The sequence below is a fragment of the Rubrivivax gelatinosus genome (genome assembly GCF_004340905.1).
GTDB lineage: Bacteria > Pseudomonadota > Gammaproteobacteria > Burkholderiales > Burkholderiaceae_C > Rubrivivax > Rubrivivax gelatinosus.
Map to the genome: position 1 here is coordinate 23,556 of NZ_SLXD01000005.1, position 24,814 is coordinate 48,369.

At 67.8% G+C, this 24,814-nt stretch carries 22 protein-coding genes and 1 tRNA gene; 13 read left to right on the forward strand and 10 right to left on the reverse strand.

Going from position 1 to position 24,814, the window contains the following annotated elements; genetic code table 11:
• Positions 1-12: 12 nt before the first annotated feature.
• Entirely contained in the window at positions 13-993 is a 981-nt protein-coding gene (locus EV684_RS09040; RefSeq protein WP_132646388.1) for a tripartite tricarboxylate transporter substrate binding protein, read from the reverse strand.
• A gap of 68 nt (positions 994-1,061) precedes the next feature.
• Here EV684_RS09040 and EV684_RS09045 point away from each other — a divergent pair, with 68 nt between their 5' ends.
• Entirely contained in the window at positions 1,062-1,892 is an 831-nt protein-coding gene (locus tag EV684_RS09045) for an IclR family transcriptional regulator domain-containing protein (protein WP_132646858.1), read from the forward strand.
• 60 nt (positions 1,893-1,952) lie between these two features.
• Here the strand turns inward: EV684_RS09045 and EV684_RS09050 are convergent, their stop codons facing one another.
• Entirely contained in the window at positions 1,953-3,032 is a 1,080-nt protein-coding gene (locus EV684_RS09050) for a sensor histidine kinase (protein WP_132646390.1), read from the reverse strand.
• Positions 3,029-3,748: a response regulator gene (locus EV684_RS09055; RefSeq protein ID WP_132646392.1), complete on the reverse strand. Its 720-nt coding sequence runs from the start codon at positions 3,746-3,748 to the stop codon at positions 3,029-3,031. Before EV684_RS09055 ends, EV684_RS09050 begins: the two co-directional genes overlap by 4 nt.
• Positions 3,749-3,872: 124 nt before the next feature.
• Between EV684_RS09055 and EV684_RS09060 the strand changes: the two genes are divergently transcribed.
• The 5 genes from EV684_RS09060 to EV684_RS09080 all read left to right on the forward strand — a co-directional run bounded on the left by EV684_RS09060 (position 3,873) and on the right by EV684_RS09080 (position 10,704).
• On the forward strand, positions 3,873-4,991 hold the full coding sequence (locus EV684_RS09060) for an efflux RND transporter periplasmic adaptor subunit (protein WP_132646394.1): 1,119 nt from the start codon (positions 3,873-3,875) through the stop codon (positions 4,989-4,991).
• A 14-nt stretch (positions 4,992-5,005) separates the two neighbouring features.
• Positions 5,006-8,137: a multidrug efflux RND transporter permease subunit gene (locus EV684_RS09065; RefSeq protein WP_132646396.1), complete on the forward strand. Its 3,132-nt coding sequence runs from the start codon at positions 5,006-5,008 to the stop codon at positions 8,135-8,137.
• Between the two features lie 2 nt (positions 8,138-8,139).
• Positions 8,140-9,537: an efflux transporter outer membrane subunit gene (locus EV684_RS09070; protein ID WP_132646398.1), complete on the forward strand. Its 1,398-nt coding sequence runs from the start codon at positions 8,140-8,142 to the stop codon at positions 9,535-9,537.
• 228 nt (positions 9,538-9,765) lie between these two features.
• Entirely contained in the window at positions 9,766-10,221 is a 456-nt protein-coding gene (locus EV684_RS09075; protein ID WP_132646860.1) for a helix-turn-helix domain-containing protein, read from the forward strand.
• Between the two features lie 24 nt (positions 10,222-10,245).
• Positions 10,246-10,704, forward strand: a complete 459-nt coding sequence (locus EV684_RS09080) for a PIN domain-containing protein (protein ID WP_132646400.1) — start codon at positions 10,246-10,248, stop codon at positions 10,702-10,704.
• Between the two features lie 115 nt (positions 10,705-10,819).
• Here the strand turns inward: EV684_RS09080 and EV684_RS09085 are convergent, their stop codons facing one another.
• Both EV684_RS09085 and EV684_RS09090 read right to left on the reverse strand, forming a co-directional pair.
• A complete protein-coding gene (locus tag EV684_RS09085) occupies positions 10,820-11,101 on the reverse strand; it encodes a type II toxin-antitoxin system Phd/YefM family antitoxin (protein WP_132646402.1) in 282 nt (93 codons plus the stop codon).
• Positions 11,102-11,212: 111 nt separating this feature from the next.
• The gene (locus tag EV684_RS09090; protein WP_132646404.1) at positions 11,213-12,112 is read right to left on the reverse strand and encodes a restriction endonuclease; all 900 of its coding nucleotides are present in this window, start codon (positions 12,110-12,112) and stop codon (positions 11,213-11,215) included.
• Between the two features lie 377 nt (positions 12,113-12,489).
• Between EV684_RS09090 and EV684_RS09095 the strand changes: the two genes are divergently transcribed.
• Positions 12,490-13,713, forward strand: a complete 1,224-nt coding sequence (locus EV684_RS09095) for a nucleotide pyrophosphohydrolase (protein WP_132646405.1) — start codon at positions 12,490-12,492, stop codon at positions 13,711-13,713.
• A 285-nt stretch (positions 13,714-13,998) separates the two neighbouring features.
• On the opposite strand, the gene EV684_RS09100 is transcribed toward EV684_RS09095, so the two are convergent.
• Positions 13,999-16,578 carry an AAA family ATPase gene (locus tag EV684_RS09100; RefSeq protein ID WP_132646406.1) on the reverse strand — a complete coding sequence of 860 codons (2,580 nt, stop codon included), beginning with the start codon at positions 16,576-16,578 and terminating at the stop codon, positions 13,999-14,001.
• A gap of 737 nt (positions 16,579-17,315) precedes the next feature.
• Here EV684_RS09100 and EV684_RS09105 point away from each other — a divergent pair.
• The 4 genes from EV684_RS09105 to EV684_RS09120 all read left to right on the forward strand — a co-directional run bounded on the left by EV684_RS09105 (position 17,316) and on the right by EV684_RS09120 (position 20,886).
• Complete coding sequence (locus tag EV684_RS09105; RefSeq protein WP_132646407.1) at positions 17,316-18,125, forward strand: abortive infection family protein; 810 nt, start codon at positions 17,316-17,318, stop codon at positions 18,123-18,125.
• A 226-nt stretch (positions 18,126-18,351) separates the two neighbouring features.
• Positions 18,352-19,686 (forward strand): SIR2 family protein, encoded by a 1,335-nt coding sequence (locus tag EV684_RS09110; RefSeq protein WP_243651124.1) that lies wholly within the window; start codon positions 18,352-18,354, stop codon positions 19,684-19,686.
• A gap of 106 nt (positions 19,687-19,792) precedes the next feature.
• Positions 19,793-20,281 (forward strand): toll/interleukin-1 receptor domain-containing protein, encoded by a 489-nt coding sequence (locus EV684_RS09115; protein WP_132646411.1) that lies wholly within the window; start codon positions 19,793-19,795, stop codon positions 20,279-20,281.
• 5 nt (positions 20,282-20,286) lie between these two features.
• Complete coding sequence (locus tag EV684_RS09120) at positions 20,287-20,886, forward strand: TIR domain-containing protein (RefSeq protein WP_132646413.1); 600 nt, start codon at positions 20,287-20,289, stop codon at positions 20,884-20,886.
• A gap of 415 nt (positions 20,887-21,301) precedes the next feature.
• Here the strand turns inward: EV684_RS09120 and EV684_RS09125 are convergent, their stop codons facing one another.
• Together EV684_RS09125 and EV684_RS09130 are read right to left on the reverse strand one after the other, a co-directional pair.
• A complete protein-coding gene (locus tag EV684_RS09125; RefSeq protein ID WP_132646415.1) occupies positions 21,302-21,781 on the reverse strand; it encodes an RNA polymerase sigma factor in 480 nt (159 codons plus the stop codon).
• A gap of 28 nt (positions 21,782-21,809) precedes the next feature.
• Complete coding sequence (locus EV684_RS09130) at positions 21,810-22,391, reverse strand: transposase (RefSeq protein ID WP_132646417.1); 582 nt, start codon at positions 22,389-22,391, stop codon at positions 21,810-21,812.
• Positions 22,392-22,485: 94 nt separating this feature from the next.
• On the opposite strand from EV684_RS09130, the gene EV684_RS09135 reads away from it, so the two are divergent.
• Complete coding sequence (locus tag EV684_RS09135; RefSeq protein ID WP_132646419.1) at positions 22,486-22,815, forward strand: helix-turn-helix domain-containing protein; 330 nt, start codon at positions 22,486-22,488, stop codon at positions 22,813-22,815.
• Positions 22,816-22,898: 83 nt separating this feature from the next.
• On the opposite strand, the gene EV684_RS09140 is transcribed toward EV684_RS09135, so the two are convergent.
• Positions 22,899-22,975, reverse strand: a tRNA-Arg gene (locus EV684_RS09140).
• A gap of 56 nt (positions 22,976-23,031) precedes the next feature.
• Positions 23,032-23,955, reverse strand: a complete 924-nt coding sequence (locus tag EV684_RS09145; RefSeq protein ID WP_165908445.1) for a LysR family transcriptional regulator — start codon at positions 23,953-23,955, stop codon at positions 23,032-23,034.
• Positions 23,956-24,077: 122 nt separating this feature from the next.
• Here EV684_RS09145 and EV684_RS09150 point away from each other — a divergent pair, with 122 nt between their 5' ends.
• Positions 24,078-24,806, forward strand: a complete 729-nt coding sequence (locus tag EV684_RS09150; protein ID WP_132646423.1) for a siderophore-interacting protein — start codon at positions 24,078-24,080, stop codon at positions 24,804-24,806.
• Positions 24,807-24,814: the final 8 nt, after the last annotated feature.

Here is a 24,814-nt window from a genome sequence, read left to right on the forward strand (position 1 = left end):
TCGGCTCGGCCGTCAGTCCGCCTTGGCGCCCGAGGCCTTGACCACGGCGTTCCAGCGCTTGATCTCGGCGCTGGCGAACTTGCGCATGTCGGCCGGCGAGCCGCCCGCCGGCGTGGCGCCCATCTCGGCCAGGCGCTTCTTCACCTCGGGCAGCGCCAGCACCTTGGCCAGTTCGGCGTTGAGCTTGCTGACGATGGCCGCCGGCGTGCCGGCGGGTGCGGCCAGGCCGAACCAGCTCTGCACGTCGAAGTCGGCGTAGCCCGACTCGATGAAGGTCGGCACGTCGGGCAGCAGCGGCGAACGCTGCGGGCTGGTGATCGCGATCGGGCGCAGCCGGCCGCTCTGGATGTGCGGCATCGCCGACGGCGCGTTGTCGAACATGCTCTGCACCTGGCCGCCGAGCAGGTCGCTCACCGCCGGCGCGCTGCCGCGGTAGGGCACGTGCAGCATGTTCAGCTTGGTCATCATCTTGAACATCTCGCCGGACAAGTGGATGGACGAGCCGCTGCCCGACGACGCGAAGGAGACGCCCTGCGGCTGCGCCTTCGTGTAGGCCACGTACTCGGCCAGCGTCTTCACCGGCACGTCCTTGTTGACGACCAGGATGTTGGGCACCTTGGCGATCAGGCCGATGGGCTCGAAGTCCTTCTCGGGGTCGTAGCCGAGCTTGGGGTACAGCGTCGCGTTGATCGTGTTGGCGATCGTGTAGACGTAGAGCGTGTAGCCGTCGGCCGGAGAACGCGCCACCGCTTCGGCGCCGACGTTGCTGTTGGCACCGGCGCGGTTGTCGATGACCACCGTCTGGCCCAGGCTGTCGCCGAGCTTCTGGCCGACCAGGCGCGCGATGACGTCGGTGGCGCCGCCGGCGGCGTAGCCGACGACCAGCTTGATCGGCTTGTTCGGGTAGGCGGGCTGGGCCAGGGCGGGCAGCGCGGCGCCGGCCCCGGCCAGGGCAGCAGCGGCGATCCAGGTGCGGCGGGTGATCCGGGTCATGTCGTGTCTCCTTCGTATGGCGGCGAGCCCGCGGTGTGCGGCGCTGCGACCTGAGAAAATTCTTCGTGATGGGGTCCGACAACACGCCTTCGAACGTCCGCCCAGCGGACGAACTTCGGGATAGTCCCAGGCCGCCGGGCGCGCGCGAGCAGCCGCCCGACGGTGAAGGCCGCACGCTGCGCCGCGGCCTGCTGCTGCTGGACCGGCTGCAGCGCGCCGGCGACGCCGGCCTGCGCGTGGTGGAGCTGTGCCGCGCCAGCGGCCTGCAGCGCGCCACCGTGCACCGGCTGCTGGCGACGCTGCTGGACACCGGCCACGTGCAGCGCAGCGGGCGCTTCCACTACGTCGCCGCGGTGCGGCGCGAGGCGCAAGGGGCCGGGGCCTCGGACCTGGCGCGGCGCATCGCGCCGGTGCTGGCGCGCGTCAGCAAGGGCTGTGGCGACGCGGCCTTCGCCGTCGTGCGCGAGGGGCACAGCTCCTGGTGCATCGCGCGCCACGTCGGGACCTACCCGGTGCAGATCCTGTCGGTACAGGTCGGCGCGCGCCAGCCGCTGGGCGTGGGCGCGGCCGGGCTGGCGCTGCTGGCGGCCTTGCCCGACGACGAGGCCCAGGCCGCGATCCACGCCCACGGCGTGGTGCTGGCGCGCTACGGCGGCATGACGCCCGAGCGCCTGGAACTGCTGGTGCGCAACACGCGCGAACGCGGCTGGGCGGTGGTCGGCAACCACGCGGTGCAAGGCGCGCTCGGCGTCGGCCGCGCCGTCTGCGACGCCGAGGGCCAGCCGCTGGCCGGCATCAGCGTGGCCGCGAGCACGGCGCGCATGACGAGCCACCGGCAGCGGTGGATCGCGGGCTTGATGAAGGAGGCGTTGGAGGACTGGGACCGAGGCGCAGCCTGACGTCGCGGGATCGCGGGACGAGCGCCCGAGCCCCCTCCACGCAGGGACCTCGGCGCCGACCTACCCGGCATCGCCCGTGGCCGGCCAGCTCAGCCACACCGCGCTGCCGCCGTCCGGCAGCGCCCGGTGGCCCACGCGCCCGCCGTGCGCCCGGGCGATCGCCTTGACGACCGCCAGCCCCAGCCCGCTGCCGCCGCTGCGGCGCGAGCGCGACGGGTCGCCGCGGCGGAAGGCCTCGAACAGCTGGCCTTCCAGCTCGGGCGGGATGCCGGGGCCGGCGTCTTCGACCGCCAGCGTCGCCCAGCCTTCGTGCAGCCGCGCGCGCACGTGCAGGGCGCCGGGGTCGGCGTGCATCAGCGTGTTCTCCAGCAGCGCCATCAGCGCCTGGCGGATGCGCACCGGGTCGCAGTCGACCGCGGCCGGCAGCTCCAGATCGAGCGCGAGCGTGAAACCGCGCGCCGCCAGCCGCGCCTCGACGGCGTGCACGACGGCCGCGATCTCCGCGCCCAGGTCGGCCGGCGTGCGCTGCAGGTCGAGGTGGCCGCTGTCGGTCAGGCTCAGCACGCGCAGGTCCTCGATCAGCCGGTTCAGGCCCTCGACCTGGCGCAGCAGGCTCTCGAAGAGCTGCGGCTCCGGCGCGAACACTCCTTCGGTCAGCCCCTGCAGCCGCCCGCGCAGCACCGTCACCGGCGTGCGCAGTTCGTGGGCGATGGCGGCGCTCCAGAAGCGGCGTTCCTCGGCCATGGTCTGCAGCCGCTCGGCCATCGTGTTGAAGTCGCCAACCAGCCGCGAGGCCTCGCCCAGCGACGGGTCGTCGCTGGCGGCACGCGCCTGGAGATTGCCTTCGGCGACCTCGCGCAGGCTTTCGGCCACCGAGTTCAGCGGCCGCAGGATGCGGCGCGACAGCCGCGTCGCCGCCAGGATCGCGATCGCCAGCGCCGCGGCCGTCGTCGCCAGCATCCAGGCCACCTCGGCACGGTTGGGCACCCAGCTGTCGGAGATGCTCGACGGCGAGTAGGTCATGAAGAACGCATAGAAGGCGTACGAACCCAGCACCGACAGCAGGATGACGGCCAGCGCCAGCGCCGCCATCGCCAGCACGATCTGGCGCCTGAGCCCGGAGGCCGCGGCGGCGCTCATTCGGCCGCCGCCAGGCGGTAGCCGACGCCGCGAATGCTGTGCGGCGAGCCCGTCACGCCGCAGGCCTCGAGCTTGCGCCGCAGCTTGCTCAGGTGGCTGTCGACGGTGCGCTCCTGGGCTTCGCCCTCGGGCAGGCAGCTGGCCAGCAGCTCCTCGCGCGTGTGCACGCGCCGCGGCGCCTGCGCCAGGCAGGCCAGCAGGCGGAACTCGGTGGCCGTCAGGTTCAGCGGCCGGCGCCGGCCGTCGACGAGCACCGCGGCCTCGTGGTTCTCGCGGTCGATCTCGAAGGCACCCGCGCGCAGCACCGGCGGCGCCTCGGCGGCGCGCCCGAAGCGGCTGCGCCGCAGCACCACCTGCACCCGCGCCACGACCTCGGCCGGGTTGAAGGGCTTGACGACGTAGTCGTCGGCGCCGATGCGCAGCCCGGTCAGCTTGTCGATGTCCTGGTCCATCGCCGTCAGCATGATCACCGGCGTCTGGCCGCGGTGGCGGATCTCGCTCAGCACCTTCCAGCCGTCCAGGCGCGGCATCAGCACGTCCAGCAGCACGAGGTCGGGCTTGAGCGACAGGTGCAGCGCCAGCGCCTCGCGGCCGTCACGCGCGTGCGCCGTGCGCAGCCCGCTGCGGCCCAGGTAGGCGGCGAGGATCTCGGCGATCTCGGTCTCGTCCTCGGCGATCAGGACGAGCGCGTTCAGCGGCTCGGCGGCGGTGGGCATCGCGTCTCCTCGGTTCGCCTCCATCGTATCTCCACAAAACCTCGATCGTCCCGCAGCCCGGCGCCACGACACTGCCGCGCCTCGACGCGCCGGGCCTTCCTTGGCGCGCGCTCTGGGTGTGGACATGAACGACAACTGGACTCGGCGGGCGGCGCTTCTGGCCGCGGTGGTAATGGCGGGCTGCACGCCGGCCGAGGACGACACGGGCCCGGCACCCGCGCCGCACGTCGCGGTGCAGACGCTGGCGCCGACCGCGCTGACGGTGTCCGAGGACCTGCCGGGCCGCGTGGCCGCCTGGCGCAGCGCCGAGATCCGGTCGCAGGTCGGCGGCATCGTGCAGCGCCGGCTGTTCGAGCAGGGCGCCGAGGTCGCCGCCGGACGGCCGCTGTTCCAGATCGACCCGCGGCCGTTCCAGGCCGAGCTCGAGATGGCCGCGGCGTCGCTGCAGCGTGCCGAGGCGGCGCTGGCGCGGGCGCAGCGGCAGGAGCAGCGCCTGGCGCCGCTGGTGGCGGCCGAAGCCGTCAGCCGCCAGGCGTACGACGATGCCCTGAGCGCGCGCGACCAGGCCGCGGCCGAGGTCGCGCTCGAACGCGCGACGCTGGCACGGCGCCGCCTGGACCTGCAGTTCGCCACCGTCACGGCGCCGATCGCCGGCCGCGTCGACCAGGCCCTGGTCAGCGAAGGCGCGCTGGTCTCGGCCAGCGACACGGCGCCGATGGCGCGTGTGCTGCAGATCGACCGCGTCTACGTCGACCTGCGCCTGCCCGGTGCCTCGGCCACCGCTGAATGGCCGGCCGAGGCCGAAGTCCAGATCCTCGACGCCGGCGGTGCCCCGACCGGGTTGACCGGGCGCGTGCTGATGACCGGCACCGCGGTCGACGTCGGCACCGGCGAGCGCCTGCTGCGCGTGGCCGTGCCCAACCCGCAGCGCCGGCTGCTGCCGGGCCAGTACGTGCAGGCGCGTGTGCCGCGGGCCCGTTACGAGGCGGCGCTGACGCTGCCGCAGCAGGCGGTGTTCCGCGTCGGCGGGCAGGCGCGTGTCTGGGTCGTCGACACGCAGCAGCAGGCCCATGCGGTGCCGGTCGAGCTCGGTGAACTGGTGCAGCGGCGCTACCGCGTCGCCGCCGGGCTGCAGGCCGGCCAGCAGGTCGTCGTCGAAGGTGGCGAACGCCTCGGCGACGGCCTCGTCGTGGCCGCCCGGCCCTGGGCCGAACCCGCGACGGCCCGCGCCGCGCGCCGCTGAAGCCGGAGCGCCGCATGCCGCAGTTCTTCATCCAGCGCCCGGTGTTCGCCTGGGTCATCGCGCTGTTCATCGTGCTCTTCGGGCTGATCGCGATCCCGCAGCTGCCGATCGCACGTTATCCGTCGGTGGCGCCGCCGTCGGTGTCGCTGGTCGCCAGCTATCCCGGCGCCACGCCGCAGACCTTGGCCGACTCGGTCGTCGCGCCGATCGAGCGTGAACTCTCGGGCGTCAAGAACCTGCTGTATTTCGACTCCTCGGTCGACGCCTCGGGCACGGCGCAGATCACGGCCACCTTCAAGCCGGGCACCGACCCTGAACTGGCCCAGGTCGACGTGCAGAACCGCCTCAAGGCGGTCGAGCCGCGGCTGCCGCAGGCGGTGCGCCAGAACGGGCTGCAGGTGGAGTCGGCCAGCTCGGGGTTCCTGATGCTGGTGGGCCTGGTGTCCGACGACGGCCGCCACGACGCGCTGGCGCTCGACGACTACATGGCGCGCCACCTCGTCGAGGAGTTGCGCCGCATCGAGGGCATCGGCCGCGTGCAGCTGTTCGGCGCCGAGCAGGCGCTGCGGGTCTGGGTGCAGCCCCAACGCCTGGCCGGCTACGGGCTGACGATGGGCGACGTGGCGCAGGCCATCGAGCGCCAGAACGCGCAGATCGCGCCCGGACGCCTGGGCGACGAGCCGGCGCTGCCGGGCCAGCGCGTCACCGTGCCGCTGACGGTGCAGGGCCAGCTGTCGTCGCCTGAGGAGTTCGCCGCCATCGTGCTGCGCGCCGGCCGCGACGGCTCCAAGGTCGTGCTCGGCGACGTCGCCCGGGTCGAGCTGGGCGCGCAGACCTATGCCTTCTCCAACCGCGAAAACGGCCGGCCGGCCACCAGCGCCGCGCTGCAGCTGTCGCCGGGCGCGAACGCGGTGCGCGCCGCGCAGGCGGTGCAGGACCGCCTGGACGAGCTGGCGCCGACGCTGCCGGCGGGCATGCGCCCGACGGTGTCGTTCAACACCGCGCCCTTCGTGAAGATCTCGATCGAGAAGGTGCTCTACACGCTGGCCGAGGCCATGGTGCTGGTCTTCCTCGTGATGTACCTGTTCCTGCAGAACCTGCGCTGCACGCTGATCCCGGCGATCGTCGCGCCGATCGCGCTGCTGGGCACCTTCGCGGTGATGCTGGCGATCGGCTTCTCGATCAACGTGCTGACGATGTTCGGCATGGTGCTGGCGATCGGCATCATCGTCGACGACGCCATCGTCGTCGTCGAGAACGTCGAGCGGCTGATGGCCAGCGAAGGCCTGTCGCCGAAAGCGGCCACCGCCAAGGCGATGCAGGAGATCACCGGCGCGGTGGTCGCGATCACGCTGGTGCTGACGGCGGTGTTCATCCCGATGGCGTTTGCCAGCGGCTCGGTGGGCGTCATCTACCGCCAGTTCAGCCTGGCGATGGCGCTGTCCATCGGGCTGTCGGCCTTCCTGGCGCTGAGCCTGACACCGGCGCTGTGCGCCACGCTGCTGAAGCCGGTGTCCGCGGTGCACCCGCGCAACCGCTTCTTCACCGCCTTCAACCGCGGCTTCGAGAGCCTGAGCGGGCGCTACGGCCGCGGCGTCGCCGCGCTGCTGCCGCGTGGCGGCCGCGTGATGGCGGTGTTCGTGGCGCTGTGCCTGCTGCTGGTGCTGGCCTGGCGCGAGCTGCCCTCGTCCTTCCTGCCCGAAGAGGACCAGGGCTACTTCATGACCTCGATCCAGCTGCCGGCCGACGCCACGGCCGAACGCACGCTGGACGTCGTCATGGCTTTCGAGGCCCACATCGCGACGCGCCCGGCGATCGAGTCGAACCTCGTGGTGCAGGGCTTCAGCTTCTCGGGCTCGGGGCCGAACGCGGCGATGGCCTTCACGACGCTGAAGGACTGGGACCAGCGCGACGGCGCCACCGCGATGGATGAGGTGGGGCGGGCGATGGAAGCGATGCAGGACACGGCCGAAGGCCAGGTGATGAGCATGATGCCGCCGGCCATCGACGAACTCGGCACCTCGTCGGGTTTCACGCTGGTGCTGCAGGACCGTGCCCGGCACGGCCAGGCGGCGCTGAAGGCCGCCGAGGCGCAGCTGCTGGCGCTGGCGGCCGAGAGCCCGCGGCTGCGCGAGGTCTACGCCGACGGCCTGCCCGCCGGCAGCAGCCTGCGGCTGGACATCGACCGCCGCAAGGGCGAGGCGCTGGGCGTGTCCTTCGACGCCGTCAGCCAGACGCTGTCGGCGGCGATGGGCTCGCTCTACGTCAACGACTTCCCGCACGACGGCCGCATGCAGCAGGTCATCGTGCAGGCCGACGCGTCGGCGCGCATGCAGCTCGACGACGTGCTGCGGCTGCAGGTGCGCAACGCCGACGGCGGCATGGTGCCGCTGCGCGAGCTGGTGACGCCGGTGTGGAGCGAGGCGCCGCTGCAGATGCAGCGTTTCCAGGGGGTGCCGGCGACGCGCATCAACGGCAGCCCGGCGCCGGGTGTGTCCAGCGGCGAGGCGATGGCCGAGATGGAGCGCCTGGCGGCGCAGCTGCCGCCGGGTTACAGCGTCGCCTGGACCGGGCAGTCGCTGCAGGAGCGCCAGTCGGCGGCGCAGGCGCCGCTGCTGATGCTGCTGTCGGCGCTGGTCGTATTCCTGGTGCTGGCGGCGCTGTACGAGAGCTGGTCGCTGCCGCTGTCGGTGATGCTGGTGGTGCCGCTGGGGCTGGTCGGCGCGGTGGCCGCGGTGATGCTGCGCGGCCTGCACGACGACGTGTTCTTCAAGGTCGGGATGATCACGATCATCGGCCTGTCGGCGAAGAACGCGATCCTGATCTGCGAGTTCGCGCGCCAGCTGCATGCCCAGGGCCACGGCCTGGCCGACGCGGCGCTGCAGGCGGCGCGGCTGAGGCTGCGGCCGATCCTGATGACCTCGCTGGCCTTCACGCTGGGCGTGCTGCCGCTGATGCTGGCCAGCGGCGCCAGCGCCGAGACCCAGCACGCGATCGGCACCGGCGTCTTCGGCGGCATGCTCAGCGCCACGCTGCTGGCGGTGTTCTTCGTGCCGGTGTTCTTCGTCGGGGTCGTCGGCGGCACCGAGCGCTGGCAGCGCTGGCGCGGCCGCCAGGCCGGCACCACGTCGCCGCAGGAGGTTTGACGATGCGGACCCCGTTTCTGGCCCTGCTGCCGCTGCTGCTGGCGGCCTGTGCCGGCGCACCGACACCGCTGCCGCAAGCCGACGCCGGCCTGCCGGCGGCCTTCCCGCTGGCCGCCGAGGTCGAACCCGAGTGGCGCGGTGTCTTCGCCGACCCGGCGCTGCAGCGCCTGACGGCCGCCGCGCGCGAGCACAACCGCGACCTGCGGCTGGCTGCGCTGAACGTCGAGATCGCACGCGCGCAGTACGGCATCGAACGAGCGGCACGCCTGCCCGCCGTCGGGCTGGAAGCCGGCGCGCAGCGCGAGCGGGCGCTGGCCGGCGACGGCAACAGCCGCACCACACGCTCGCAGCAGGCCAGCCTCGGCCCGGGCCTCAGCGCCTTCGAGCTCGACTTCTTCGGCCGCGTGAAAGCCCTGTCCGACGCCGCGCTGGCGCGTTACCTCGCCAGCGAACACGGGCGGCGCGCGGCCGAACTGGCGCTGGACGGCGCCGTGGCCGACGCCTGGTTCGCCCAGCGCATGGCGCTGGCGCAGCGTGACCTGGCCGAGCGCACACACGAGGACTGGCGGCAGACACTGGCGCTGCTGCAGCTGCAGCGCGAAGCCGGCCAGAGCAGCGCGCTGGATCTGGTGCAGGCCGAAGGCGAGCTGGCCTCGGCCGAAGCCGAGCTGCAGGCGCGCCGGCGGACGCTGGAGCAGGCCGGCAACGCGCTGCGGCTGCTGGTCGGGGCCACGCTGCCCGACGAGCTGCCGCCGCCGCTGGCGCCGGACGCTCCGCCCGTGGCCCTCCAGGCCCCGGCGGGCCTGCCGTCGCAGCGCCTGCTGCGCCGGCCCGACCTGCAGCAGGCCGAGCAACTGCTGGCCGCGTCCCAGGCCGAGGTCGGCGCCGCCCGTGCGGCCTTCTTCCCGCAGATCACGCTGACCGCGGCGCTGGGTGTCGCCAGCCCGTCGCTGGACGCGCTGTTCGGCGACGGCCGCCGCGTCTGGCGGCTGGCGCCGCAGGCCAGCCTGCCGCTGCTCGACGGCGGCCGGCGGCGCCAGGAGCTGCGGCTGGCCGAGCTGCGCCGCAGCGAGGCCCTGGCGAGCTACGAACGCGGCATCCAGACCGCGTTCCGCGAGGTCGCCGACGCACTGGCCGCGGCGGCGACGCTGGGGCCGCAGATCGAAGCCCAGGCGCGCGCCGTCGCCAGCGCCGCACGCCGTGTCGAGCTGACCGAGCTGCGTTATCGCGCCGGGCTGGAGGGGCGGCTGGAACTGCTGGACGCGCGGCGCCAGCAGCACGCGGCGCAGCTCGCGCTGCTGGAGCTGCGCCGCGCCGAGCTGGGCAACGCCGTGGCGCTGTTCCTGGCCTTGGGCGGCGAGGCGGCAGCGGGTCGGCGGGGTGAAGGCGGCGGCGGCTGAGCTTCTGGCTGTCTTGCGGGAGCGGCGCCCGGCGCGTGGGGGAGGCGGGCACCGCGGCAAGACAGGCCCCCCCCGTGCGCTTGCCGTGCCATTGCGCCCTGCCAACGGCGGCGCGGGCCGGTTGCCGACCCGTCTTCGCAGTCGTTTTGTTGGCTTCGCTCGTTTCGTTCGCTTCGTTCGTCGGCTGGTATCGATCGGTCCGTTGGAGAAGCCACCATGACTGCCCCCATGCGCCGCCCGCCGCAGCTGCCCAGCGATCACGAGATCGCCCAGGCCCGCGAAGCCAGCCGGCAGCTCGCCCGCCTGCTGCCGGCCGATGACGGCAGCACCCATGCCCCGGCGCTGCGCCTCGTCACCGACGACAACCAGCACGAGATGATCGCCATCCCGCCCGGCGCCCTGCGCCTGCTGGTGGACATGCTGACCCAGCTCGGCCAGGGCCGCGCGGTGACCCTGCGGCCGCAGAACGCCGAGCTCACCACCCAGGAGGTGGCCGACTACCTCAACGTGTCCCGCCCTTACGTGGTGAAGCTCATCGAGGAAGAGAAGCTGCCCGCCCGCAAGGTGGGCACGCGCCGCCGCGTCGCGTTGGAAGACCTGCTGCGCTTTGACGAACAGCAGCGTGCCCGCCAGCGTGCCGCTTTGGACGAACTGGCCCGCATCGACGCCGAACTGGGCCTCTGATTCCCGGCACGCCGCCCCTGCCAGATGAGCCATTTCACGGCCGTCCTGGACGCCAACGTCCTGCACAGCCAGCCGCTGACCAGCCTGCTGCTGGAACTGGCCGTGGCGCGGCTGTACCGCCCGGCCTGGAGCCAGGACATCCACGCCGAGTGGCGCCGATCCGTGCTGCGCGCCAGGCCCGAGGTGGACCCCGCCGCGCTGGACCGCCGCCGTGATGCGATGGATGCGGCCCTTCCGGACGCCTGTGTCAGCGGCTACGCACCCATGATCCAGGCGCTGACCCTGCCCGACCCCGACGATCGCCACGTGCTGGCCGCCGCCGTGCGGGCCAAGGCCCAGGTCATCGTCACCTTCAACGAGCGCGACTTCCCGGCCGACACGCTGGCGGGTTTTGACGTGGTGGCCCAGCACCCCGACGTGTTCCTGCGCCACCTGGTGGACCTGCAGCCGGCCCTGTGCGTGCACGCATCGAGCAGATGCTGAAGGGCTGGCGCCAGCCGCCCAACACGCCGGAAGCCTTCATCGACATGCTGGAGCGCGCCGGCCTGCCGGACACTGCCGCGGCGCTGCGAGAGCTATTCGCGGCGGGGTGAGGCCATCAGGGCCTGGTCTCTGCCCGCTTCGCGCGCAGCCGCGCCACCACTTCGGCCGCAGGCACGACCTCCCCGGCATCGACCTCCTGCTGGCCGAGCGCCAGCATCGCCAGCAAGGCCAAGGTCTCCTGCGTCTCCGTGTAGGAGGCCATGTCCTGAAGAACGGCCTTGGGCTCTCCGTTCTCCGTGAGCACCAAGGGCTGACGCTGAGCCGCCACCTCGGCGAGCACCTCCGAGGCATGCGCCACGAAGTCGCTGAACGGCTTCGTTCGAGACGGCTCACGCATGGCATTCCTCCAGTTGGATCGACGAAGCCGAGTTGTCGCCATCATCGGCCCACCTGGATGAAGGCGATCCGCAATCCTGCCGCCTGCAGCGACACCGCGAGCCGCGCGACCTCACCCCATCCCCCGCGTCCCCTTGCACCCCGGATAGTCGACACACCCCCAGAAAGCCGCCCCGGCGCTCGCGCCACGCTTGGCCACGCGCCGCACCATGCGTTTCCCGCAGACCGGGCAACTCGGCCGCTCGTCGCCATCCCGCTGCACGGGCGCAGAAGCAACGTGAGCCGCTGGCGTCTGCAGCGCCGGCTCCTGCCTCGCAGGCTGCGCGCCCCCTCCCCTCGCCTTCTGGAGCAGCTGCCGCAGCCGCGGCCCGTCGACCAGCTCGACGTTGCGCCCGCTCGCGAAGCGCCGCGCCTCGTCGGTGAAGCGCCCTGAGGTCACGACGAAGCCGCCGGCGGCACCCCTGGCGGCCATGACGCCGTACAGCTCGCGCACCACGTCGACGCCCACCTTGTAGGCGCGCCACTGCTTGCACTGCACGAGGTACTTCTCGCTGCCGTTCTGGCCCGGCCGCGACAGCACGAGGTCGACCCCGCCGTCGGCACCACCGCCGCCGGTCTCGACGACGCGGAAGCCCTGCAGCCGGAAGCCCTCGCCGACCAGCATCTCGAACTCGCGCCAGCTCATGCCGTCGAGCGCATCGGCCGACGGGTTCTGCGCCACTTCCGCCGCAAGGCGGCTGCGCTGGCGGCGGCGCCATGCCGACATCGCGGCCCCCACCAGGCTGAAGAACGGAAGAAGGTACTGCCCGAACGAGGCGAAGGTCTTCCACAAGGTCCGGGTGGCCATGGCGCCGTACTGGCCCACCTCGGTGGCGACCGGCACGGCCTGCGTCGCAACGGGATGCAGCAGCAGATAGAACAGCGGCGCCGCGATCACGCCCACCCACCAGGGCATGAGCGCGAACAACTCCATCACCGCCTCCGCGAGGCCTCCTTGGTTTCGCCTGGCCATTTCGTGTTTCTCCCTGCGCCGATTCTGTCGCGCAGAAACCGGCGCAAGCGCCTGCCGCACCTGCGGCCGTCGTCCCATCCGCCGAGGCGGATGGCAGCCATTTGCTGGCGCTCAGCCTATTCGGCCATTCAAGTCTTTCGTTCTCCTCGTCTCTCTCCGGACCGGCTCGCACGCGCCGGTGCGGCCCCGCGTTCACACCCATCCACGGGGTCGGACACTGCGACCCCGCCGCGTGAACCGAACACCCGCAGGCGGCGGCTGGCGACGCAGAAGGCGTTGAGAACGCTGATGGAGCCGTCGTGCGGACAGCCGACAAGCTGCACCGTCGCCACCCGAGACGCTGGCAAGATCGCCGCAAAGAACGAGGGAGGCTCCGCATGAACGTGTCCGAGCTGCAGGCCGAGTTGCGCCACTTCGCCGCCGAGCGCGACTGGCAGCCGTTCCACACGCCGAAGAACCTGAGCACCGCGCTGATGGTGGAGGCGGCGGAGCTGGCCGAGATCTTCCAGTGGATGACGCCCGAGCAATCGGCCCGCGCCCACGAGGACCCCGCCGTCAAGCAACGCATCGGCGAGGAGGTGGCCGACGTGCTGCTGTACCTGCTGCAGCTGGCCCACCACAGCCGCATCGACATCGCGCAGGCGGTGAAGGACAAGCTGGCGCTGAATGCGGCGAAGTACCCGCCCCTGCACACGATCGCGCGCATCCCGCCGGCACGGGCCGCGGCGCCCGGGCCGCACGTGCTGGTGGACTACGAGAACGTCCAGCCGACCGAAGGCGAGCTTCGGGAACTGGTGCCGGGCGCCGGCCAGGTCTGGGTCTTCCACGGGCCCCATCAGCACGAGGTCGAGCGCCGCTTCGCGTCCTTCGGCACGAACGCGACCGCGGTGCCGATCAGCCGGCCCGGCAAGAACGCGCTGGACTTCCACCTGTCGTTCTACCTGGGCTACATCGCGTCGCGAAACCCCGGCTCGCCGATCGTCGTGGTGGCCAACGACAAGGGCTACGAGCCGATGATCGAGCACGCGCGGGGCATGGGCTTCGCGGTGCAGCGGCTGGCGCATGGCCAGGTCAAGCCGGCGGTGGCGAACGCGGAGGCACCAAGCCCCGCAGCCAAGCCCGTAGCGAAGAGCGCACCCGCGAAGAAGGCAGCGGCCAAGAAGGTGCCGGTGAAGAAAGCAGCAGCCAAGAAGGCCGCTGCAAAGAAGGCTCCGGCCAAGAAAGTAGCGGCGAAGAAGGCCACGGCCGCGAAGAAGACCGCTGTCGCAACGGCGAGCGGAACGCCAGCGACTCAGAAGGCCGATTTGCCCGTCGGGGCGGAGTCAGCCAAGCAGGCCGGCGTTCCAGATACGACGACGAAGCCCGCGAAGGCGGCGAGCAGCGCCCTGCAGACGATGGAAAGGCTGTCCAACAGCCTGCGCAAGATGGGCGACAAACGGCCCACCAAGCTACCGTCGCTTCGGCGGTCGCTGAAGTCATTCCTGGGGATCGACGCGACTGACGATGCGGTCAGTGCGGCGTTGAACGGTTTGGTGGCGGCCGGAGTGGTGCAGGTCGATGACGGTGGTCGCGCGTCGTATCCAAGCTTCGGCGGCACGTGAGGTGGCCGCGTGGTGCGCGACGCGTCGAACCCTGCGGCTTCACCGGCTTGGTCGGCACAGAACGGCGGCTGTGCAGCGGCTGCTGCCCGTCGATCCGAGCAGGCGAACTCACGCCGACTGGCACCAAGCAGACATTCCGCACAGTGGCCGTGCGCCCAGTCAAGGTGAGCTAACCTAGCGTAGCGACGCGAGCAAAGTCGGCGCTGGTCGCAGCTTCAAGAACAGTGCAGAACAGCTCCGCGCACCACACTAGCGATGCAACGTCCTTGTCGTTTCATATGACGCCTAGCCCAGAGCCTTCTTGCTCCTGTTTTCGAAGTCGTCGCGCCATGCCTTGAGCGCTTCAATGTCTGCACGTAGCTCGGGCTCGTCGGGGATGAAGGCCGGAACCTCCATCGACTGACTGTGCTCATAGAAGGAGTACTTGGTCATCAAGCCGTCGATCTTCGCGCAGTCGGCAGGTTCAATTGCAGACAACGCGGATAGTCGGTTCTCCGTCGTCACACTCCGTCGATGCCTCTTGACGACCTCGTTGAGTAAGTCGTCTTCGACCGTTCGCTCAAGCAGTTTTCGGAAGTCGCTGCAGATGCCTTGCGCCAGGGCCCGATAGGCTTCGCTACCTCCACCGTCTCCGGCCTTTTTGGCGGCTTGAAGGCGAGTGAGCAGCAGGTTGTTTGCCTTGTCTGTCCGGAGTGTCCACACAGTCTCGGGCACGGGAAGGCCCGCGGAACCCGAATAGGCCTCGATACATCGCTGAACCAGGTGGTCCTTCTTCCATTGTTCGCCGTTCTTCTTGGCCACATCCTCCATTGCGCCATACAGCGACAGCCTGTGAGTGAATACTAGGACCTGGCGGGTCTTGGCGAGCTCTGCCAGTCGCTTGGCCACCGCCCACTCGAAGTCGTGGTCGAGGGACGAGATGGGATCGTCGAAGATAAATGGCGCGACGTGAGGTTTGGCGGTGACGTCTGCCAGGAAAGCTGCAAGGGCGACGATGCGCCGCTCGCCTTCGCTGAGCACTCCAACGGGGTCGTCGCCGCGCTTCGCACCTGTGAGCTTGAGCTGGTGCATGGCCTTGCCGCGCTCAATGCGGGTCTTAACGATGCTCACACGTACTCGCCTCGCACCAAGGGCTTCCAGTTCGGCGTTGAACCGGTTGACGTAGGCTTCGGTGATGATCTTCTCGGTCACCTCACCAGCCTTCATCGAGACCTTGCGCGAGCTGGCGAAACCCTTCCAGGTCTCGAAGTCCTGCCAGGACTTCAGCCGCTCGACCTCTTTGATGACGGCCGCCTTCTGCTGGTAGATCCACTTCTGAGCCTCTAGCGCGAGCTTCTCCCTGGCAGCTTTCGCGCGGTCGAACTCTCTGGCGTCTTTGTCGAGTTGGATCGCTTCCTCGTCAAGGCCCTTTGCTCGAGCCTGCAGCTTGGCTGCGAGAGGCGCCACGTCCGGAGCCGCCACTGCCGCCCCATTCGCCTCCTTCGCCACAAGTGCTGCATGGGTCGAGCGTGTGGGGACCCAGAACGCCTTCAGTTCATCCAGCCACGCAGCTTCGTCCAGCCCGGCAGCAGCGCACTGCGTCGTGAGCTGCTCGTCGGTCGGTGGTACTGGCAAAGCTGTGATCGCGTCGGCATGAGCTTTCTCAGCCGCCTTGGCTTCAGCTTCAAGCTTGCTTCCAACGAACTGCTCGAAGTCTTGAAGTCGCTGCTGTGCATCGGGCTGAAGCTCTTGGTGGCAAAGCAAGCAACGCGCCTTGTCGGTCACTGGGAACTGCTTCTGCGGGTACGCCGTCCGGGAGTACTCCCGCGCGGCGTCCCACATTGCACGCCAGGTTGCCTGTCCGACTCCGTCTAGAAGCGCGGAGCTGACTGTCGCTGCCTCAGAAGCGATTCGACGCTTGTCCTTTGCCGCCGTATGGAGCGTGCGGATGCTCTGGACGCCTGCAGATCCCAAGGCAATAGCTCCCTGGCCGAGAGCGGCGATGATCTTCTCGAGTTGAGCCTTTTTGGCCCTGCGTTGGGTAGCGCCCGCCGCGGGGTCGGCAACCTTGAGCCTATCGCCCAGGTCCTGGAGCGTCTTGGCCTGAGCCTCCGTCCAGCTTGTGAGCTGGTCGATATCCGCCTGCGTCATCGTGTGCCGCAGCTTCGTGTACTGACCTGCGGGAACCGTCCCCGCGTACTCCTGAGGAACTGCCGGCAGCGCACTGACCAACTTCTCTTGCTGCGTCTGCAGCTTTGCCTTAATGCCGTCGCACGCAGCTGCCAGTTGCTCGAACATCAGCACCAGAGGCGGCACGTAGCCAGCCGAGCTCTCCTTGGTGAGGTAGTGCACCGCTTCGTCGCTGTCAAAGATGTCGACGGCCCGCAAGGCTGGGACGGCATCACTGTCAGCAAGCCACACCAGAGATGCCGGGCTAGCTCCCTGCCCGTAGTCAATCTTGCACTGGCGGATCTTTGGCGGGTCTCCGAAGACGTTGGCCTTCAGTGCCGCGGCCCGCGGCTTGCCGCTCGCGCGCTTGAGTATTCGGGTGTAGCCGGACTTGCCAGAGCCGTTGTGGCCGTAGACGACCACAAGATTGCCCTTGCCGAAGTCCAACGGAGACTTGGGCGAGAGGTTCTCAATCCCTTCAACCTCGGAAATACCGAAGAGCCGAAGCTCGCCCGACGCGACGGGGGCCTGGGTTAGCGATGTAAAGGCACGGTGCTTCGTCACCTTGCGCCCGTCCTCAGTCTTAATCAGTTCCGCGGTCGCCTTCAAGTCCTCTTCGTGGAGCTGGCCGGAACTCAGCAGCCGGTCTGCTGCCTCCTGAAGCCAATTTTGCTGACTGAGCAGCCAAGCCTTCGTGTCCTCGTGAACAGTGCTCATTGTGGTCTACCTAGGTGAGGCACCTACTATTCATGTTAGCCGGCGCCACCGATGCGGCGTCAAGGATGTGTGGTGCCTTCTTTACGACGCGCATCGAAAATGCGCAGAGCGAGCCTGCATGAACCGCACGTCACCAGGGGCGGCGGCCAGAGTCAAGAATGCTCTTCCATCGCGGTAAACCCGGGGCTGGGCAACATCAAGACCGTGCTGGCCGTCAAGTACCGCTACCGCCTTCCTCGACGCTGGTCGTCAGCACTTTCTCGGCGTGCTGAAGAAAGGCTGTAGTGATCCTGTCTGCCATGGCGGAATGGTACTTGCGCGTCGAGCTGCTGCTGCGCAGCGAACGACCGATTCCCGATCAAGCTGTCGCTAGTCACGCAAGGCTCGACCGACCGCCCCCAGTCTAGAGCGCCCACTCGTCGGACGGCTGCTGTGCAGCGGGTGCGGTCCCCGACGCCCCGCCGGTGCCGTCCGCTTGCGGCTGCTTACCGGTTGCCGGGCTCGTCGGTCGATGCACGCCAGATCAGTTGCCGGAAGGTGCGCCGTTGGCGCAACGCAATCACGGCTCCCGTGCCCCCAAGCGCGCCAACCGCTCGCCGGCCGTCCGGCGTCGAAAAGATCTTGACCACCCGAACGAGGGGGCGCCTGATGCCTTCAGCAGCTGCTTTTCGCAAAGCTTGCGTTGATAAGCGGCGTAAGCTTATTGACAACAAACTTTTATTGCCCCCGCTCCATCGATGCGACGTCTCATCCCCGCAGCGGTGTTGGCCGTTGTAGCCGAAATCACGTCTAGCCGGGAGACCCACGCGTCTCTTGACAACTTGTTCAGCTACGCCGGCGCGCCAGGCGAACCACCTGAAGGAAGTAAGGCTGTGAAGGCGCAAGCGTGGCTGCGACTCACGAACAAGGATGAAACAGTCGACCCGCTTGCTGTTCTAGGGAAGCTCCTCGAGGTTTACATGGAGGAGCCGCTAGATCCCAACAGTACTTGGGACGTCCAAAAGCTCGAGAGTCGTCAAAGAATACAAAGGGTCTTGGCGCAGTGCCAGCTCCGGTACGTCGATGGAGGCAGGGTTACCGGTGCGCTTGCTGCGCCCTCAAGAACGCTCGAGGAGTTTATTCGCGATCGAGATATAGCATCGGTAGATGATGAGTTCTCGCGTGCTCTAATAAACGTCGAAACAAACCCGCGTGAGGCTGTTTCTGCGGCCAGCAATATCCTTGAGTCGATATGCAAAGTTTATATCGCAGAAGAGAATATCGAGGCACCCGCCAAGCTCGACCTCAAGCCAGTTTGGTCCGTTGTCCGGAAGCACCTTGGCTTCGATCCGGGTTCTCTGGAAGACCAAGACCTCCAGCAGATTCTCAGCGGCATAATCTCCGTCGTGGACGGAATTGGGGCCCTTCGCACACATGCCAGCTCGGCGCACGGCGCAGGCAAGAAGAGCTACAGGTTAGAGCCACGGCACGCACGACTTGCAGTGCATAGTGCGCACACAGTCGCTCTTTTCATTCTTGAATCGTGGCAGCGAAAGCGGGCCACCTAACCAAGTCCTTACGGAATAATCAGCGATCGTTCGCATCCGGAACGGCTTCCTGGATCGCCGAGTATCCGAGCCGCTCATTTGCGGTGGAATCGACTTCGGATTTCGTTTTGCATCTCCCCGTTCTGAATTCATGCGCTTGACCCCTGATCGAGAAATCGAGGCCTTCATAAAGGCATATGTACATGACCTCCAAAGTGACAGTGCTGCCATCTTTGCTGGGGCAGGAATGTCTAGAACCGTCGGTTATGTCGACTGGCGGGAACTCCTTGCTGACATAGCGCAGGAACTGGGCCTAGACATTAAACTCGAGCACGACCTCATTGCCGTCGCGCAGTATCACGTCAATCAGCGAGGCGGTAATTCCGATGGTGTGGCCAAGAAGATCCTCCAGGAGTTCAGCGAGCAGGCCGAACCTTCGGAGGTGCACCAACTAATAGCCCGCCTGCCCATCGGCACGTACTGGACGACTAACTACGACACGTTGATAGAGGAGGCGCTGCGCGCGGCGTTCCGCGTCGCCGACGTAAAGCACAAGATCGAGCAGCTAACGAGCACGAGGCCGAAGCGGGACGCCGTTGTCTACAAGATGCACGGCGACGTATCGGATCCGCATTCCGCCGTGCTCTATAAGGCGCAGTACGAGCGCTACCACGTTGAGCGCGCACCATTCGTTACGGCGCTTCTTGGTGATCTCGTATCAAAGACGTTTCTATTTATCGGATTCAGCTTTAGCGACCCAAATCTGGATTACGTACTGAGTCGTCTCCACGTCTACGGCGCAACTAAACGTACGCACTACTGCATCATGAAAGCAGCTGTTGCCGCAGATCCAGAAGACCAGCCTCTGGAGGAGCGCCGACAAGAACTTCGTGTCAACGACTTGAAGCGCTTCGGGATACAAACTTTGTTAGTGGCCGATTACGATGATATCCCCCGAATCCTGAAGCTGATCGAGAGCAGATTCAGGAAAAAGACGGTGTTCTTCTCGGGAAGCGCCGAAGAGTACGGCACTTGGGATCGGCCAACTGCCCTCACGTTTGTGCACAACCTGTCAATGGAATGTGTCAAGCTAAACTGCAGGGTGGTCAACGGATTCGGCTGGGGTGTCGGTAGTGCCGTAATAAATGGCGCCCTTGAGGCGATCTACGGAAGCCCGCAAAAATTTTCCGAAGACCAACTCGTCGTGCGGCCATTTCCACAGCATGGCGAGAATCTAAAGATATTGTGGGAGCAATATCGCCAGCGAATGATTTCGCTTGCGGGTGTCGCTATATTTGTCTTTGGCAACAAGCTTGACGACGCCCGCAACCTCGTTCCAGCCAACGGGGTTCGTCGAGAATTTGAAATCGCAGTGGCTAATGGTCTCGTCCCTGTTCCGGTTGGTGCCACAGGCTATGTGGCGGAGGAATTATGGAGTGAGGTCCTTAAAGATCCAGCCAAATATTACTCGGGCTTCGAGGCCTGGATCGTGCCTATCATCAAGGAACTCGGGCGGAAAGACCTCGAGCCGCATGTCCTGATGAAGCACGTCCTCGAGATTGTGCAAAAACTGAGCAAATGAGCGCAAGGCGCATTTTGCATTGATCCGCGACGCTGCTGAAACCGTTGCACAGGAAGCATTTGCGGATACGGCTTAAGTTCCGATTTGACAAACAGCGGCGGCCCTAATGAATATTAATCAGGCGACACTGCGGAGCGCAGGAAGTTCGATCGTCCCTCAGCGGCATTCGGCTCCGATTCAGAGGACGGCATTTCTATGTCACAGCCATCATGACCGTTCTCTAGCCTTGGGACTGCAGACCGTCCTTAAGCAGCATGGGATGGAGCTCTACATAGATTGGCAGGATAGCACCATGCCGGACAAACCATCGGCGGAGACGGCTAAGAGGCTACGCGCTCGAATCCAGGAATGTTACTGGTTCCTCTTTCTGGCAACCCAACAGTCCATGATGTCACGCTGGTGCCCTTGGGAGCTGGGACATGCGGACGGCACTAAGTTGAATGAACGAATTCTAGTCGTCCCCACAAATGACGATAGAGGATCGTACGGATCCGAGTACATCGACCTTTACCGTCGCGTGGAATTCGCGAACGACGGCCGCTTGGCCGCGTTCTATCCTCGCCAATCTAGTGGCCAGTACGTTAACTCACTTTAACCGCCATGGCTCGAAGGACGTTCTTTAGCTTTCACTATAAGCCGGATGTTCAGCGCGCGCAGGTTGTGCGCAAATCACAATTCTTCAAAGAGAATGGTGACGCTGGATTTTATGACGCGTCTGCGTTCGAAAGAGCAAAGAATGAGAACGCAGCTGCTCTTAGGCGCTTCCTGCGCGAGGAGATACAAGGCACCAGCGTCATTTGCGTGCTGATCGGTGCCGAAACGGCATCGCGCCGGTGGGTGCGGTTCGAGATCTCGCAGGCGCTATTCGACAATCGCGGCCTGATGGGTGTCAGGATTCACTCTATCGCCGACTTTGACGGAAATACGTCGCAGGCAGGTGACAATCCTTTCGATCTCGTTGGCGTCTACCGCAAGGATGACGTCCTTCAAGTCGTCGAGCGTAAGGCGGTTAGCGACAAGTGGACCTATACAACAGACTTCGGCAAGGAGGAAATCAAAAAGTGGCCGTACACGGCAAACCTCCCGCCGACGGGCTGCACAGCACTCAGCCGTTTCTTCTCCGTTCATAATTGGAGCAGCTCATCCCACGCGAACATTGGGCCTTGGATCGAAGCCGCGGCTAAGCAAGCAGGGTACTAAGCGTCTACGCTCGGCGCGCCGCAAAAGCGCCCCTCTAGTTGGCGTCTGAGCAGATCACTTCTCTTTCACAGCAAGCGGTATCCGCCGCGCTCAGAAGAGGAGGAAGTTGACGAGGGACTCTCATGGGGACGGTGCCGCCCCGCTCCCGGTGTTAGCTTTCGCAGGGACGGCGGAGGGCCATCGGCGGCACGATAGTTTATTCAGGAGGCGAATTGCGTCCTGCTAGCGAAGCCTGTGTTCGAGGCATGGCTTCGATGTTAGGTACTCGACGTTAATCCTTGGCGCCGCGGCGCGAAGGATGACCGTCGGGTTTCGTCTTGAGCAGTCTCATCACCTCCGGCCATCGAGCGGCAGCACCCAGTCTGAAGCGGAAGCTCATTCCCTGCGCTGCACTTGCTCCTGGCTCCCAGTCGATCTACCACCCCTCCATCCAACTCGTGAGCTGAAGCGTCGCCTTCGCGATGTGTTTTTCCACCGCGCTGACACTCAGCCCATGCAGCCGGGCGATCTCCTGGTAGCTCAGGCCTTCGATGCGATGCGCCAGGAAGACGGCGCGTGTCTTGTCGGTCAACCGGGCCAGGCAGACGCTCAACCGCGCCATGCGCTCCTTGGCCAACAACACGGCTTCGGCTGCAGGCGCGGTGTCGATCAGCACCACGTCGTCTAGCAGCAGTTCCTCGCCTCGCACTGCGCGTGCGCGGAAGGCGTCGATCGACAGGTTGAGCGCCGCGCGCATCAGGAAGGCCTCGGGCTCGGCAACCGTCTGCTCGCGCTGGTAACGCGCCAGGCGCAGCCAAGCCTCTTGGACCAGGTCATCGGCATCGTGCTCGGTACGGCCACGGCGCAGCAGCGCAGCGCGCACGCGGCCCATGACGACAGGCCAGTCGGGAATCATGGAAGGCGTTCCGCGGAGAGCGCAGCGGTCAGACGGCCGAAGCCGTCAAACAACGAACTCGCTGCCGGCAAATGGCGCCTGCAGCCAACGCGTTGGGCAGTTGCCCGCGCACGTTCAGATGCCGCTCGGCGCGCATCAACACGCCGGCGAGGAATGTGGTGGCGGAAGCTGCGTCGTCGAAGCCGCCCACACGAACCACCGCGCGCACGAGCGCCGCATTCAGCGGGCGCAAGGCCGCTTCGGCCTTCGCCGAGAGGACGAGCAAGCGGGCGTTCAATGGGCCGTAGGCAAGCTGAGACGGCGCAGTTTTTCGGCCCGAGGTTCGCTCAACCACGTGTCCCAACGATTCGACGCCGCGTGACCGCAAGTCATCGATGAGCCACGGCCGAAAAGGCCGAAAGGAATGCGACGGCCCGTCATCGAGCCAGACGCCCAGCAGGTCCGGTTCACGCGCTGAGAGCCAGCCGACAGCCCATCGGGCGATGACCGTCCTCGCTTCATCCGGCTGGCGGATTCGCACGGCCAACGCCTCGACGCAAATCAGCCGGTAGCTCTGGCAAAGCGGGCGCTGTTGCCATGCCTGTTCACGAGGCTGCAAGTCGATCTGCATGCCGGGCTCCCGTCGAAGGTCAGAGGCGAAGGCGGGCAAAGCTACGTATCTCGTAGTAGTCGGATTCTACGGAAACTACGACTCTCGTAGCAACATGAAAGCTACGGGTTCGGATTCAGCGACGGATGTCTGGCGCACGCGCCTGAAGCAGGCGCGCCTTTCGCTCGGGCTGAGCCAGAAGCAGCTCGGGGTCGACGCCGGCCTGGACGAGTTCGTCGCCTCGACCCGGATCAACCGCTACGAGCAAGGCGTGCACGCTCCGGACTATCCGATGTCCGTACGACTGGCAAAGGTGCTGGGCGTGCCGGTCGCTTATCTCTACTGCGACAGCGAAGAACTGGCCGAGCTGATGCTGGCTTATCACCGGGCGCCGAAGGCAGCGCGCAAGCGGGCGATGGCGGCGTTGTCGGGCGATGCCGGATAGCGGCAGCGCACTCCGATCGGTAGACAGGTCGCGTTTGCGGTAGACAACCGCAACACAGCCACGCGCCTAAGTCCTTGATTGATTGGCCTGCCCGGAGGGACTCGAACCCCCGACCTGTTGCTTAGAAGGCAACTGCTCTATCCAGTTGAGCTACGGGCAGCCGGGCGCGATTCTAAGAGGGTGCGCGCGGCTCGCGGCCGGGGCGTCGCGTGGTGGTCACGGCGACGCGGCGCCCTGCGGGATCGCGGCCGCCGCGCGCAACAGCTCCAGCAGGCGGCGCAGTGCCGGGCCGGCAACGGCACCGCGGCGGCGGATCACCGCGGTGCCGAAGGCCGGCAGGCTCTGGCGCCCCGCGCAGGTCTCGATCGGCAGCCGCACCAGCCGGCCGGCCGTCAGGTCCTCGGCGACCAGGTGGTCGGGCAGGCTGCCCCAGCCCGCCGCCGCCAGCAGCAGCTCGCGCTTGGCATGCAGCGAGCTCACCTGCCAGCGCTCTCCCGCCGGCACGCCGGTGCCCGCCTCGCCCCCGCCGGCTTCGCCCGGGGTCCACACCACCTGCATGTGGCCGCGCAGCGCCTCGGCCGGCAGGGCCCCGTCGTGCCGGGCCAGCGGGTGCGCCGGGGCGGCCACGGCCACCAGCCGGTGCTCGCCCCAGCGCAAGGCCTCGAACGCCGCCCCCAGCGGCGCGGTGTCGCTCACCGCCCCGAGCTGCGCCCGGCCGCTGGCCACCCACTCCAGCACCTGCGCCCGCGGCACGACCGACAGCGTCAGCGTCACCTGCGGATACGCGGCGTGCAGCTCGCGCAGCACGCCCGCCAGCGGCGCCTGCGCGACGAAGGGGTCCAGCGCGACGCTCAGCCCCGCCTCCAGCCCCTTCGCGAACGCGCCGGCTTCACGCTCGAAGCTCTTCAACTCCTCGATCACCCGGCGCGCGCGCACCAGCAGCGCTCGCCCGGCCTCGGTGAGCTCGGCGCGGTAGCCGCTGCGGTCGAACAGCAGCAGGCCGCAGGCCTCCTCCATCCTGCGGATCGAATGCGTGACGGCCGATTGCGCGCGCCCCAGCTTGCGCGACGCTGCGGCAAATCCGCCGCACTCGGCGACAGCCACGAAGACGATGAAATGGTCCAGCGAACAGCGGCTCACTCCATCAACTCCATCGATCGAATCGATCCACGCCGCCCCCTTCTGTCGCCGGCCCCGCACGGCGAGCATGTCGGGGTCCACAAGACCATCGCACCGGCCCCCGCCGCCCCGACACCACCGCCATGAGCCCTTCCGCGGACGAACGCGAGCCCTCCCCGGTCACCAGGCTGGTGCCGCGCCTGCTGGGCCGGCTGATCTTTCGCAGCGCCACCGTGCACGCCAACCGCATCGTCGGCCCCGGCCTGCGCCTGATCACGCTGCAGGGGCCGCAGCTGCGCGGCCTGCGCTGGCAGCCCGGCGACAAGCTCCAGATCCGCGTCGCCCCGGGCCTGATGACGACACGCGCCTTCACGCCCACCGGCTGGGACGAGCGCGGCGGCCGCACGCAGCTGCTGGTGCACTCGCTGTCCTGGGGCCCGGGCAGCGTCTGGGCGCGCAAGGTCGACCACGGCGACCGCGTCGACTTCATCGGCCCGCGCCGCTCGCTGGACCTGGCGGCGCTGGACCCGGCCGACACGGTGCTCGTCGGCGACGAGACCTCGGTCGCGCTGGCCGCCTCCTGGCGGCCGGCGCTGTGCGTGCTGGAAGTGATCAACGGCCACTCGGCGCAGGAGATGCTGGAGGCGCTGGCGCTGGACGCCGTGGCCGTCGAGCGCCGCGACGGCGGCCTGCACCTGGACGACATGGTCGCGGCGATGCTCGAGCAGGCCGGGCCGCAGACCCGCTTCGTGCTGACCGGGCGCGAACGCACGATCGGCAGCCTGCTGCAGAGCCTGCGCCGCGCCGGCGTCGCGCCGCGGCGCATCCTGGCCAAGTCGTTCTGGTCCGAACAGCGCACGGGCATGGACTGAGCCCGCGC

What these genes read in the sequence shown, in the direction of transcription:
- EV684_RS09040 (WP_132646388.1), bottom strand. Translation starts at nt 993, where the DNA reads ATGACCCGGATCACCCGCCGCACCTGGATCGCCGCTGCTGCCCTGGCC.
- EV684_RS09045 (WP_132646858.1), top strand. Translation starts at nt 1,062, where the DNA reads ATGGGGTCCGACAACACGCCTTCGAACGTCCGCCCAGCGGACGAACTT.
- EV684_RS09050 (WP_132646390.1), bottom strand. Translation starts at nt 3,032, where the DNA reads ATGAGCGCCGCCGCGGCCTCCGGGCTCAGGCGCCAGATCGTGCTGGCG.
- EV684_RS09055 (WP_132646392.1), bottom strand. Translation starts at nt 3,748, where the DNA reads ATGCCCACCGCCGCCGAGCCGCTGAACGCGCTCGTCCTGATCGCCGAG.
- EV684_RS09060 (WP_132646394.1), top strand. Translation starts at nt 3,873, where the DNA reads ATGAACGACAACTGGACTCGGCGGGCGGCGCTTCTGGCCGCGGTGGTA.
- EV684_RS09065 (WP_132646396.1), top strand. Translation starts at nt 5,006, where the DNA reads ATGCCGCAGTTCTTCATCCAGCGCCCGGTGTTCGCCTGGGTCATCGCG.
- EV684_RS09070 (WP_132646398.1), top strand. Translation starts at nt 8,140, where the DNA reads ATGCGGACCCCGTTTCTGGCCCTGCTGCCGCTGCTGCTGGCGGCCTGT.
- EV684_RS09075 (WP_132646860.1), top strand. Translation starts at nt 9,766, where the DNA reads ATGCGCCGCCCGCCGCAGCTGCCCAGCGATCACGAGATCGCCCAGGCC.
- EV684_RS09080 (WP_132646400.1), top strand. Translation starts at nt 10,246, where the DNA reads ATGAGCCATTTCACGGCCGTCCTGGACGCCAACGTCCTGCACAGCCAG.
- EV684_RS09085 (WP_132646402.1), bottom strand. Translation starts at nt 11,101, where the DNA reads ATGCGTGAGCCGTCTCGAACGAAGCCGTTCAGCGACTTCGTGGCGCAT.
- EV684_RS09090 (WP_132646404.1), bottom strand. Translation starts at nt 12,112, where the DNA reads ATGGCCAGGCGAAACCAAGGAGGCCTCGCGGAGGCGGTGATGGAGTTG.
- EV684_RS09095 (WP_132646405.1), top strand. Translation starts at nt 12,490, where the DNA reads ATGAACGTGTCCGAGCTGCAGGCCGAGTTGCGCCACTTCGCCGCCGAG.
- EV684_RS09100 (WP_132646406.1), bottom strand. Translation starts at nt 16,578, where the DNA reads ATGAGCACTGTTCACGAGGACACGAAGGCTTGGCTGCTCAGTCAGCAA.
- EV684_RS09105 (WP_132646407.1), top strand. Translation starts at nt 17,316, where the DNA reads ATGCGACGTCTCATCCCCGCAGCGGTGTTGGCCGTTGTAGCCGAAATC.
- EV684_RS09110 (WP_243651124.1), top strand. Translation starts at nt 18,352, where the DNA reads ATGTCTAGAACCGTCGGTTATGTCGACTGGCGGGAACTCCTTGCTGAC.
- EV684_RS09115 (WP_132646411.1), top strand. Translation starts at nt 19,793, where the DNA reads ATGAATATTAATCAGGCGACACTGCGGAGCGCAGGAAGTTCGATCGTC.
- EV684_RS09120 (WP_132646413.1), top strand. Translation starts at nt 20,287, where the DNA reads ATGGCTCGAAGGACGTTCTTTAGCTTTCACTATAAGCCGGATGTTCAG.
- EV684_RS09125 (WP_132646415.1), bottom strand. Translation starts at nt 21,781, where the DNA reads ATGATTCCCGACTGGCCTGTCGTCATGGGCCGCGTGCGCGCTGCGCTG.
- EV684_RS09130 (WP_132646417.1), bottom strand. Translation starts at nt 22,391, where the DNA reads ATGCAGATCGACTTGCAGCCTCGTGAACAGGCATGGCAACAGCGCCCG.
- EV684_RS09135 (WP_132646419.1), top strand. Translation starts at nt 22,486, where the DNA reads ATGAAAGCTACGGGTTCGGATTCAGCGACGGATGTCTGGCGCACGCGC.
- EV684_RS09150 (WP_132646423.1), top strand. Translation starts at nt 24,078, where the DNA reads ATGAGCCCTTCCGCGGACGAACGCGAGCCCTCCCCGGTCACCAGGCTG.